This window comes from Wolbachia endosymbiont (group A) of Pherbina coryleti (genome assembly GCF_964026875.1).
Lineage (GTDB): Bacteria > Pseudomonadota > Alphaproteobacteria > Rickettsiales > Anaplasmataceae > Wolbachia > Wolbachia pipientis.
This window is the reverse complement of record NZ_OZ034706.1, coordinates 670,546-684,368: the sequence shown is the minus strand read 5'-3', so window position 1 is coordinate 684,368 and position 13,823 is coordinate 670,546. Positions and strand designations below refer to the sequence as shown.

General features: G+C 33.9%; 2 protein-coding genes and 2 pseudogenes. All 4 read right to left on the bottom strand.

Translation table 11 applies throughout. From position 1 onward, the window contains the following. Window positions 1-318: 318 nt before the first annotated feature. On the bottom strand, window positions 319-9,549 hold the full coding sequence (locus tag AAGD87_RS03425; RefSeq protein ID WP_265024828.1) for an ankyrin repeat domain-containing protein: 9,231 nt from the start codon (window positions 9,547-9,549) through the stop codon (window positions 319-321). A 202-nt stretch (window positions 9,550-9,751) separates the two neighbouring features. Beyond that, window positions 9,752-10,999, bottom strand: a complete 1,248-nt coding sequence (locus AAGD87_RS03420; protein ID WP_264686106.1) for a hypothetical protein — start codon at window positions 10,997-10,999, stop codon at window positions 9,752-9,754. A 752-nt stretch (window positions 11,000-11,751) separates the two neighbouring features. After that, window positions 11,752-13,061: pseudogene (locus AAGD87_RS03410) on the bottom strand (IS4 family transposase). Between the two features lie 91 nt (window positions 13,062-13,152). After that, a pseudogene (locus AAGD87_RS03405) lies at window positions 13,153-13,695 on the bottom strand (exopolysaccharide biosynthesis protein); the annotation flags it as partial. Between the last annotated feature and the right edge of the window lie 128 nt (window positions 13,696-13,823).

Below are 13,823 nucleotides of genomic sequence, written 5' to 3'. Positions count from 1 at the left end.
TCCTAAGTTAGACATATCCCCTAATTAAGAATCTAGTGAACTGTCTAAAATGGCTATAAAGATTGCACATAGAATTATATAAATTACTATCATAACATTACCCAAACTTCTATATCAAAGCTACGTGCTGTAAGTTCAATATGGAAAACACATTAACCACTTATTTACCAATTCTAGTCTTGTATTTCTTATTCCTATTTCATCCATTTTAGTATTGGGATCATCAAACTTAGTCTGGTATCCCTAATTATTTTGGCTACCCTCACTTTAAATTTTCCACTACTTGGCATATTATAGCTCCACCTCTTATATTATAACCTACCTATTGAGATTACCTCCAAGTTTGGTTACTCCTATCTCAGAAAGACAATTTGATACTTCTGAATAGCTGTGAACTGAAGCATTACTTAAATAACTTTGAGGCTCTAAATTCATTTGCTTTGCACCATCAACTTCTAATCTACCATCTCCGTTGTGTAATATCTGCTCTATTGATTGACTTAGCAGCCCATTATTAAATTGAGCTATAAACTTGTCAAACTTTTTAGAACTTAATTTACCAGGACATCCTGCTTCTCTACTAGGACATGCTTTCTCTAAATACGAGCTTAAAACTCCTGAGATCTCATTAAATTGACCTCTTACGACTTTTCTAACAATATCTTTCTGCATTCCCATATAATCAATATTTAATCGATGCATTGATACACCACTTTTTAATCCAGCTTGCTCTACTACTTTCTCAAATCCCTTTGTAATATTGAGTGCATAGCCCTGTGCTTCTAGTGGAGATATAGACTGATCTACTGTAGAAATATACTTCTGACCTGTAAATCTTCTAATCAATAAGTCAAATAAAATTATTGTACCATTAAAGTCAACCTGTGATAGATAGTGATCTCCCATTTCTAATATTGTATTTCTACCCTTAGGCTTAAATTTAACAGGTGCTTGCCTTTCACACATTCGTTTTAGATTTGCATTTACATAATCGACGTTGTCTCGAAAGAAACCTCCATTTTTTTGTCTTTTATCTGTATCATCAGATGGTAATGTGGTACCTGTGAGACTACTATTACTTATCGACGCTTTGGCAAATTGCCCATCAAATTGTGATACTGAACTTGCAGTCCCCTCAGATTGAGAACTCAATAATCTACCTACAGAGCTTTTCACCAAAGAAATACAATAATTTATCCATGAAAATGGTCTTATACCACTGCTTGCTGCTATTTCAGGTTGATTACTTGAATTTATAGCAAGAGGTTTACGTGATAAGTGATGACGACTATGATCTCCATGATGATGACGGCGTTTGCGTCCTCCTCTTCCTTCACTGAGCTTTTCTTCTAAATATTCCACAATCTTATTGTGCCCCTTATCTTTAGCAATATCTAGAGGTGCTCTACCGTCAGCAGTTAAAGCATTGACATCAGCACCCTTTTCAACAAAATATTTAACTACATTTAATGAACCCAATTGAACAGCCCAATGAAGAGGTGTCCAACCTTCATTATCTTTGACCTTAATATCAGCACTGTTATCTAAAAGAAGTTCAATTATATTAAAATTATTCTTTTGAATGGCCCAAAATAAAGGAGTCCAACCCTGCCTATCTTGAATATTAACATTAGCACCTCGTCTGATACTTTCTCTCACTTTTTCAAGATCTCCTTTTTCTGCAGCAATTAATAATTCTTTATCTAGATTTAATTGTTTTTGTTTCAAAACTTCTACTATATCTTCGTAACCCTTTTGAATAGCTAGGTCTAAGGATGTCTTGCCGTACATGTCTGTAGCCTTTAAGTTAGCACCCCTGTCAAGAAGTAGATTTACTACATTCAACCTGTTTACATCAACAGCAATATGCAAAGGTTTCCTATTGTATGCATCTTGAGCCTCAATATTAGCACCTTTGTCAAGAAGAAATTGAACCATATTTGAATTACCTTCTTGAGCTGCAAAGTGCAAGGGTGTTCCTTGATATGTGATCTCATTATTAAACTTGGCACCCTGAGCTATAAGGAACTTGACCGCATCCCATTTACTTCCCTGAGCGGCATAGATTATAGGTGTCCAACCATTATTACTATCTTGAGTATCTAAGCTAGCGCCTCGAACTACAAAATCCTTAACTTCATTAAGATTACCACCTTGTACTGCAGTTAACAACTGCCTATCTAGACCTAATTGTGTTTGTTGTAAGTATTCTACAACATTATTATATCCTTTATCTCTAGCAAGATCTAGCGGTGTTTTACCATTCCTATCTTTAGCATTGACATTGGCTCCCTTACCTACCAGGTATTCTATTATATTAAGATGGCCATTCCAAGAAGCCCAGTGCAGAGACATCCAGCCGTCTTTGTCAACCTCATTAACACTTACTCCTTTATTAAGAAGAAGTTCTATAATATTTTTATTATCGTGCTCAGCAGCAATGTGTATAGGCTCTCTGCCATAAACGTTTTGAGCATTAATACTAGCCCCTTTGTCAATGAGAAACTTTGCAACTTCTAAACAGCCTTTCGACGCTGTATAATGTAGCGGTGTCCAACCATAGTTACTGGTATCATCAACGCTTACCTCCTTACCGAGAAGGAACTCTATAATATCTTTGTAATTCTTTTCAGCAGCAATGTGTATAGGTTTCCTACCAAAAATGCCCACTTCTATAGCATTAACACTAGCACCCTGACCAACAAATTTTTTGACTTCAGAGAGATCTCCATTTTCTGTGGCAGTCAATAATTTTTTGTCTAATTCTGTTTGTTTTAAAAATCCTACTATGTCTGTATAATTCCCTTGAATAGCCAAGTCTAAAGGTGTTTTTCCATCGCTAGTTTTAGCTTCAATATTAGCCCCTCGACTTGAAAGTACTCTAACTATATCAAGCCTGTCTTTGAAAACTGCATGATGTAAAGGTGTCTGGTCATCTTTGATTTTAGCTTCAATGTTAACACCTTTATCTATAAGAAATTCAATTATTTTAGGTGTAGTATTATTGTGCTGAATAGCCACATGCAAAGGTGTTAAACCATCATTAGTTTTAGCTTCAATGTTAGCCCTTTTATCTATAAGAAGCTCAATTATTTTCAATTGACCATAAGCATTTGCTATATGTAACGGTGTTTCTCCAATATTAGTTTTAGCCTCAATATTAGCATTTCGATTTAAAATTGCCCTGGATGTATCAAGCTTATTATCGTTATCAGAAGCATAGTGCAAAGGTGCCCAACCACGCCTATCTCTAATATTAACATCTGCACCCATACTGAGAAGATTCTTAACTTCACTAAGATTATTTCGTCTCACAGCATCAAACAGTTGCTCTGTAGATAGAATTGCTTTTTCTTTATTAAATTCCACTATAACATCTTCTGAGTTACAAATAGAAGCTATACACTTTGAGTTAGAAACTATTGCATCATTAAAAGCAAACATCATTTCTCTTGCCGGTTGATAAGTATTCCAGTTCTCTACTTTTACAAGAGTGTTATTTTTATGTGATAGCAATAAGGTATCATTTATAACTCTCATATTGAAATCTAATATAGACTTATCTTTCAAATCAACTAAACCAATATCATTCTTGTTAACAGGTTGATTATGATAAATCTGTAACCCTTGCTCATCTGGCTTATAATATCTGAAAGAACTAAATTCATCAGCTCTTTCTCCAAATTCTTCTGGTTCCATAATTTTGTCGCTCAACTCTATGGATAAATCCCAGTTTTTATGAACAGAAGAATAGTAATCCGATATTGATAATGCTCCTCTATCTGATAACAATAGCAAATCATTATTTAGCTTCAAAAAAAGAACTTTTTCTGAGTCAAATGTGAAACAATTATGATGATTTAAAAGGTTAGTACCATTAACACTAAATCTTCCATCTACTTTTAAGCTATGAGAGCAATAATCTCGCTCTAATTCTCCATTCTGAAGTTTGTAATATTCTTCCCCATTAAATGTAACTGTAACATCTTTATAATTTGATAGCAGGGTTATATTTAGGCCATTTTTGTTAATCTTTATTTCTCCTTTATTATCTTCTATAAATGGCATATCATTTAACGTACTATTTAGTAGACTAAAATCTAATATACCATTTGCTTGAGCAATCATAATATTAGCGTTTCTGTTATCGAAAAGATAAAGATGGCTTATATTACTTGGAGCTTTCCAGTAAAAATTATGGTGATCCTCATCAGGGTAAAAAATATGATTACTAGAACTACCTACAACACCATGATAATTAGTGTTTAATAATTGCTTTGTAATATTAAAGTTTGAATTGTCCATTTTTTGCAGATTATCCAACTTATTATCTAATTTTGTTATGTGCACATTTGTTACTCTATCAGTATTAATGTCTACTTTTGTTGGAGTTACAAACAAACCATCTGCTGTTTTTACTGATGTTTGTTTATCTACACTTATAAAAGCTCCACTTTTATTGTAGATATTTGTTATATTATTAGCATGAGTCATACTACCTATATCACTAAAATTTATTGGCAATAACACCAACCCTTTTCCACGAATAGAGTCACCAAAATAACCTTTTATTGTAGTAAAGTTTTTTGCTGTTATTACATCATTTCCACCTTTACCGTCTACATAACCTGCATGAGAAACTTCTATATGATTAGCTTTGCTACTTCCAATGACAGAGTGTATATTCTCTGAATCTGCAAAATTACCTCGTGTTACAACTATATTATTTTGTCCAGTAGAAGATCCACCTAAATTACATACAAAATTATCCTTTGCTATGTAGAAGAAATTTGTTCCTTGTTTATGAATATCACAATTACTTAACTGATCTGTAAAATAATACCTGTTCTGTACACTAGACCCCTGATTATCGATTCCATAACTATTAAGTAGTATATTCTTACCATTAAAAATAACATCAATAGTATAATTAGAAGTCACATTTATAAAAGCATCATTATTAGGTATGTAAAACAACATATTTGCAGGCAGCCTAGAAGAACTGCTTTTACTATACATAATTGCATTCTGGCAACCAGGCAGATACTCTTTTAAAGAAACTTTTTTCACTGTTGTAGACAATACCATATTCTCATACTCTGATCTGTAACCGCATTGTGCCACACCTTCTACTCTTTGTAAGGTTTTTTCACTTATCACTGTTAGATCAACATCATCCCCTTTAGGACCACAAATAGCACTATAATTTTTCATTGTACTTGGAAGAAGCCTGCTAATATGGTTGTTACCACTCTTTACATTGAGAGAGATATCTGAAACACGTGTTATCAATCGAAAATCAAATTTATTATCAACTATTCTTGTGTGACGGAAACAAGGAGTTATTCCCAAATACGCAGAAGCATCATCTGATTGCATCACCTCTCTTTTTCTCCTGAAAATAGACCCATCAAGGTATTTTTCTTCTGTAAGAAGTATAGAAGGTAATGATATGGCTATTTTATCATAACTACCCTTAAATTGATCTAAGATCTTTGATATATACTGTTTATATATTTCTTCTGCTTGCAGATCATTTCCTATATAATCTGGTAGTTTTTTACTAAGAAAGAAATCCCAATAAAGATCATGCTTTTCCTGATCTGTAAGACTCATTTGTTCTGTTAACTTTTCTACTTCAAGCTCTGCTTCTACAAATTGTGATATGATAATAACAGCAACTGAAATAGCAGCTCCAACCGGACCGGCAAATTCTCCTATTACTCCAGCTTCCATACCTATAGCCGACATTGTTTCAGTAACAACTGCAGGTACATCTGCAGCTATAAAAATGGAATTAGTTGCGATGTTTAGGTCAGCAATCTTTACATCTACAGGATCTGTTGCATTTTCCCTTGCTTTTATCGACTCCGCTAACCCTAAAAATGCTGCAAAGTTACCTATAGCACGTCCCATAACTGGAGCAAATCCCTTTAGCATCTGAGAATCAAGCTTTGTTCCTAACTCTAACATTTTTCCAGAGATTTTTTCACCAATCTTTGGCATTACCCAGAGATTTAATGCATCATAACCTAGCCCTTCTACATCTCCATTTGCTATATGTTTACCAACTAAAAATACCGTAAAGGCAAGACCTGCACCTTCTGCTACTTTCCCTATTTTTTCTGCTACTCCAGACCTTCTCAGGATATTTTTCATTTCTTCTTTATTTTCTATGTTGTCCTTCATCTCCTTCACAATATCCCTAATCTCTGGATCTATTGAACTTAGATCTATATTTTTAACTTTTGCGATAAATGCTTCTTCAACATTTTGGTCTATAGTTTCACCTCTAGATATTCGCTCAGAAACCTTGAAAAGCTGATCATAAAACTCAATATTCTTTACTCTTTCTGCTACCTTGTCAGCATTAAACAACTCTTTGATACGTTGTTCTTTTTCCTCTTCTGTAATCTCTTCTTCATCAAACGAATCCTTGCAGGCCATATTTACACTTCTTTCTCTTCTTGGTTTTTTACTTGGTGGATACTCTGGTGATGAAGGTTCTCTTTTTTCTCCTTTAGAACACTGCCCTACAGTAGGTAACATATGAACTGAACTATGAACTACACCAACAGGAATAAATCCTTCCTTAGCTGTCCTACTTGTTAAAATAAGTTTATTTGGATTATTAGATCCTTTATCGAAAACAACACCGATAAATTTCACCTCATCACCATCTGTGAGTGTTTTATAGGTAACGCCCTCTTTATACTCTTCATTTATTTGATCATTTGCTTCCCTCAATAAAGCTTTAGCTCCTTTGCCCTGCCTTGATGTCTTAAGTTCTAATCCTATTGGAGTGTACTCCTCAGCATTTCCACCTTGAGCTACAAACTTAATACCATGAACTAGCATATCAATGCGTTCCCCTCTACCAGTTTGAAACTCAGTTAAAACTAATGCTCTAGTTTCTGGTGATTCTTGTAATTTTAGGTCGCTATAATAACTAAATACTCCATTCAATATTCCCTGGAAATGAGCTTCTTTATTAACGAGACTCTTAAAAGGGAATATTCCTTCTCCAATTTTTTCTAATAATCCACTATATCCTTTTATTGATAAGGATTGGATATCTAGTGCTTTATCAAATGTTTCTTTTAACTCATTAGGATAAGGAACTTCTTTGAAAGTACCTTGAAATCTCTCAGCTCCGTTGTTGTACTCTTGTAAAGAATTATATTTTTCAGTCCAAATAGTAAGATATCTTCTAAAATCTGACTTGTATCTAGTATCAAAATTAAGATTTAATTCGACTATTTCCCTATTCCCTATTTCTCTATTTAATCTATCAAGAGGGAGTACTTCATTTAGCATGTTCAGAACATCTTTTCTGTTAGCTTCAATAATATTTATCACATAAACCAATTTCTCTGTATTTTCTGGAATAAGCACCATTGTTACAACTGCATGGCTTGCATCAAGATTAGCCGATAGTCTTTCTCTGGCTCTTTCAGCTGCTGGACGTCTAAGCCTACGAAGATTAGGATGCACTTCAGTAGGTATATTGCCTCCATAGATAAAAATGTATTTTTTTAAACTTGTTCCTGAATCTTCACTTAATAATAACAATTGCCCTAGTAAAAACCTACTAAAATAATGATTATCTCCCTTTTCCGGTGTACCAGGAAACGTGTGATAGATACGTTCCATATTATTTTTTATTCGTTTTTTTAGCGCATTTGTGTAGATTTCTTGCGTATCCCAATCATCAGCAGACTTTAATATATCTTGAAAAAGAGGAATTACTCTCCCCTCACGGCTCGACCCTCCGATATTAGAAATAGGAGATGAACTATCAAGATTGACACCAACACATAAAATTTCGTCCGCAGTGGTTAAAACCCGCATAACATTTGGTTGGAAGCCTTGTGCATACCTCTCTGCTTGTTGCAAAGCCTTATCTGGAGTGGCATTAGGACCTGCCCCTGCTTTTAATTCAATAATAATGGGAATAGAGTTTAATGCACGATCAGGACCACGAGCTAGCAGGATAATATCTGCATAACCCCTTCCTGCAAATTGCTCTGGATAAACTCTAAGATTATACCTATAGTGGAAATTCATGAAAACGCCTACCATAAATCCATGATGTGCTGCTTCACGTGCTCTGCTAGCATAGATTAGTGAGTCTGCATATTCGGAGTGAATTGTGTAAATCTTATCAAGAATTCTCCTTAAAGATGCTTTAACTGTTCGCTGATTGGAAATAGCTAGCTTCGCTATATCGACTTCGGGATCCCTCCATAACCCTTTTCTCACTTTTTTAAATTGAACTTCAGAATTATGTTCTATGTCTACTCCTTTATCTTTCACATCAACAACTATTTCTCCCTGATGACCGGCATCTTTAATGATTTTTATTGATTTAACTTTAATTTTATCTAGGTTATTTTCAATAAGAGAGTAAAGCTTGCCTAATACCTCCTTCAATTCACCTTGATCAAACTCTTGAGTGTAAGAATGAGAACCACTTTCTGATATAACAAATAATTTTACTTTATCGATCACATCTTTTTGACTCTTCATTTCACCATTTTTTATAATAGCTACCTTCAAAGTCTTTGCACCGTCAAAGCTAAAATAAATCTCCTTGATGTCTAGCTTTTTTGCCATCTCTGTATCCAACAAAGTAGAAAAACTACCTAGGAAGAAGTGTGTAAAAAACCCTGCTTTTTCTACAGAGTGTAAATAAGATGGAATCTGATCCACAAATGACTGAAATCTCGGTTCAAAAGATTTAAAATCCTCATCTTGCCGGCTTATACCAACTTCTTTATCTGCTTCCTCTATCAATAACTGTATTAACTCAAAGTCTTGTGGTCTTACTTTACCCATGACTCTTTTTAAGCCTTTTGCAAGCTCTTTATCATTATCAATAATATTCCTTTCAAGACCAAAATTATAATGGTTTCGTTTACCTGGTGCACCAACATGAAATAATTGTATTTGAATATCCCCATTACCATATTGAGTCTCAACTTCACCAGAAACACTAATCGTTGCGCTAAGCATTCCACTCATTGCTCTTATTTCAGGTTCACCTCCCCAAGTATCAGGGTTCCTCATGTTTTCCAAGTAACGCTCAAAATCACCTTCAACAAAATCTCTGAACTCATTTCTATAAGAACTTATGTGATCAACTACTCGATTACGAAATAAGTTTCTTACTAAATTTGCAAATGTATCATCATAATTCGCAGCACCTAAATTCCGAACCAAACCTCTAATATGATCTAAATTTTGGGTTACAGTTCCATCATTTCCAAATAGTACTTCATACCTTTGTCGAAATAAAGCATCGTCGTTTCTGACGGGTATTAAGTAAGCCATAGTAACAGACCAAAACAAGCAACTACCGTCTCCTGGAACATCGATTCTCTTAATCTGACTTCCACTTTCGGAATCAACATCAGATCTCCGATAACGCTTAAGTTGAGAAAATTCTCTAGCTTGCTCTATATATTGCACTTCATCCGATAATTCAGTAATCTTTGAATTAATATCTTCTTTTTTTAGATGATCTGTTGGATATTGTATCTTGAACATAAACCCCCTTTATTATATTATACTAAACCCACTATACCAAGCTTATTGTATAACCATCAGAGATATCAATAATAAAAGCTATTTTTGCCTACATGCTGACTTGTGTATATAACATTTGTATTACAATGCAACATCTTTTTGACAGAAGCTAAAGTAGTAACAAGAAACCACCACCTACTTTATAGAATTGCCTTATAATACCTTAATTGCCTAACCCTAATTGCTCACATGCTTTGCTTAATTCAACTTCAGTTAAGCTAGTGAACTCTTCATCTGTAGACTTTCTATATGCTAGAAACTTATTCAATGAATCAGCATCTCTTTTTTCCAATATAGATCGTATGTAGCCTGCCTGTTTAGAACACATAAACTCTTTAACCTGATCAGAATTAGCTTTATTTAATAACGCCCATACTGGTTCCATACAGCCCTTTTCTACTAAAGGTGTTAATAAAACTGTACAGAAAAGAGGTGATTTATCCTCTAGTTCCTCTCTTATCACTAAAGCACGATGGCTATCAAATCCTTCCTTCATCCACATATGCATAAAAAGCTTTACACTTTCACTTACATAAGGCTCTGAATGTTTTTTGATTTCCATGTCTAACCAGATATTATAATCATCTTCTGGAACATCATTTGGCTTTAAACAATCAAATAATTCCTGAAATTTATCAAAGCGAAGTGCACCCTGTAGTGTATTCAAACTACCATAATAACCATTTTCAGCTAAGTCTCTTTTTAGAAGTTCTGGATATTTATCAGGACTTATTTGACTAAAACAAAACTCGAATATTTCAGGATAACTATTACAACGACTACCTGCTGCATACACTGCTGTCTTCATGAAGATCTCATCCTTTTTCTGTGAGCCCATTTCATCTTCAGGTAATGACTTTATTTTATTCCAGAAGAATTCTACTGCTTCCGCTTGTTTCAAATCTATAGCACATTTAAGTCCATATTCATATGGATGACGACCATCTAGATTTAGTTTAGAGATGTAACCGCTAACAAAATGTGACCAAAAACCTGTTAAAAGGTCGCTTGTTAAAGATTTAACTAAGTGACCATACTCCAACAGACTACTTTTACCTTGAGCTGATAATCTTTTTTTTCTTTCCTCAAATAAAGCAATAATATCTTCCTCTAAGCAGCACCTACAGGCAATTTCATAGCTAGGGTTACTAAAGGGACTGCCTGGCATTATCAGCTTTTTACCTATCACCTGCCTATCAAGTTTAACTTTATGTAAATTGTCTACTTTCTTCCAACAATCCTCATTAGATAGCACTTGTGAAAGAAAATTGTGCCTCTTTTTACCACCCCTTTTGTGCAAGTCCCAATTTGCATAACACCAGCGCTCAATTTGAAAAAGCTTAGATGCTCTATAGGGATCATCCTCTTTAATAGACGAAAACAAAACTTTTGGAATATCTGAACGCAGCATAATTACCCCTCTATGAATGGAAAAACATGGAAACTGTTACGTCTAACATACACTATAGTAACTTGATACCATTTCGAGTAAGATATCCCTTTTCTAAGTTTTGTCAATCCTCAATTTGAAAAATTTTTTTAGACTTGAATAACTCTCAACAAAAGCCTCTTAATATGAGAGATACATGACGTTTTGTTTATTTTAAATTCTGTTTTTTATAAGTCTACCTTAGTTATTATTCTAAAATAAACTAGTATTAATTTAGCAGAATGTATTATTAAGATCTTAAGTAAGATAACCATTTCCAGAACTCAAAACCAGCTAATGAGAGAAGAGTTTGTTTTGGGATGCGTTGGACTTCCAAACGATACATACGAACTTTTTTATATGGTGATTTTATTATACGCTAAAATCACCTATATTGGCTTACTTTCGCTAAATCTACATATGAACTGTTTTGCCTAACTTTGTTGTAAAAATTCCAAGCTTTTACTTTTAAAACGCCGCTTTTGTTTAAATTGTTCTCACAACAGTACGTACTTTTTTATGCTTTTGAGACACAAACAGTAAACAAAAGAATTTGCTTCCACACTGGTTGCCATGGTATTTCTATAGAATATCTAATTTGCTAATAGCTCAAGATTAACCGTATGCAAAACTCTTGAGAAAAGAAAACGCACTAATTATAAGCTGTGGACCTTTTACTATTACAATAAGAGCAAATAATATTCCACACAAGGATACCAACCATACGCGTCAAGTTAAGAGATTGTGAGCAAATTTAGAGAGGTTAAAGTGGATACTCTAGCCCTTCTACGTTTGTCTTTTAATGAAAATCGCGACCAAGTTATAGTGAGTTTTTTAAGAAATGCTTTTAAACTATTAATTTTGGTTAATACTAAAAATAACTCTCTAACCCGCCTTTTTAGCTCAATAAATGCCTTTGTTAAGCTAAGTTCTGTATTCTTTTTCACTTCTGTGCAACCAACTATGCCGTGAAATATAAGAATTGCGCACAATTTAGCATATAGTTCACATAATACTCTGCATGGCTTTCCTTTTAGCTTATCAAGCCTGATATGGCTTTTATACAATTTAAATAATAACTCAATTTGCCACCTTACTCTGTAAATCGTTAATACTTGCTCAGCACTAATTTTATTTTCTGGAACATTAGTTATAAATATTGACCAGTTCAACAATTTTTGATTTCTTTTAGAGGATCTGCGATCTTGCTAATCTATTAGCTTTCCTTCTTCTGCCCATAGACTGTTCTTCAGTTAGTTTCTGACATATAATTCTTACTCTAATTTTTGCTTCTTTTCCTAACAATACCTCGTTTTCTAAAAATAACTTATCCTCTCAACATTCTAATAACTCCATTTTTTGATTTGTTTCTACATCATATATGTTGGTATCGACGACTTATGAAATAAGCTCCTATTTCATTGATTTGTTTAAAAGAACTTGGCACAAAATAACCGAGATCAGATATTAGCAAATCATTGCTTAATATATTACTTAAATGTTTCCTATATCCCTGGTCTGATCTTACCCCCTCCGTTAAATTAAGTTGGTCTATTATCTGATTCATGTAGTCGAAAACTAATTGTAACTTTATTCCAGACTTAGTATTGCTTTCATAGCCACTGTAGCTAGTACCATAACCTTTATACATCTCTTCCATACTGTTAGGTAGAGTAATATAGCTACTGTCCAATAATTTAACACTATTAAATTGCTGTAAGATTTTGCAATCAACTTGCAAGATATTTTTAAAGAGAATCACAGATTCATTATACATCCTTTTCATAAATTCCACTGCTTCTTCAGTAAATCTAAAATCCAAACCTTGTTTTGTTATATCTATCGAGTCCTCGTTTAGTAATTGACACATTGTTTCTACGCTACAATTATCAACTCCTATATTACCCAAGACCATGGCTTTTACGAATGATGAACCTTTTAGCTTTCTCTTTCTTTTTATAAACCTTGTTGTAATTGAGATTTTCTCTGCTTTTTCATTAAAAAATTCTTTGAGCTTTTTTGATAAGCAAGTTATTTTATTCATTGGTTCTCTCACTAAAAGTATATCTGGGAGAACTTATACCTTATTATTCTATCTCTTTCATACCTTTATTTCCTTAACTTGACGCGTATGAGGATACCAACACTCCAAGTATCGAGACAAGCCCGTCTTTATTCATAATACCAAGTGAAATAAGAGTCGTACCGATTGCTGGAATGAAGTGAGTCAACGGAAACGGATTGGCTATCACCAATACGCAAACCAGCATTATAAATGCCAAAATCTTTTCACCTGGCCCACAGAAGATAAAAGACATTCTCGGTTTCATGAACTTTTCTATTTTTTTTAATGCAGGTAAAGTTTTTTTAACCACAAGGGCTAATGTTGAACGTTTAAAGGATTTCCTTTCCAACCAACGTGGCATCCAGGGAGAATGAAACCCAAGCAGAAGTTGTAATGAAAACAAGATTAAAGGTATAGAAAGAATAGTTGTATAACCAGGTGGAACCGGTATAGGCACCGATAGCGGCAAGGAGAAGATGATTATTAAAATACCAAAACCACGTTCTTGTAAAGCTGTTTTAATGTCAAACAATGTCACTTTATCACTATCAGCAGTACCAGTACCTGCAACCTCTTTTAGAATATCAGATGCTAATTTTTTATCTTCAGTCAAATTCTTACCCCTTTTCACAATTACCTTTTAACCAAACGACCCAATAATTAGCATAATCACTACTATAACACAACATCTATTCTTGATTTAACTGATTCATTCCTCTTTGAATTTCATACTTATGGTCT

Bases quoted from the DNA above. Each gene is read 5' to 3' on its own strand.
- AAGD87_RS03425 (WP_265024828.1), bottom strand. From the start codon at position 9,549: ATGTTCAAGATACAATATCCAACAGATCATCTAAAAAAAGAAGATATT.
- AAGD87_RS03420 (WP_264686106.1), bottom strand. From the start codon at position 10,999: ATGCTGCGTTCAGATATTCCAAAAGTTTTGTTTTCGTCTATTAAAGAG.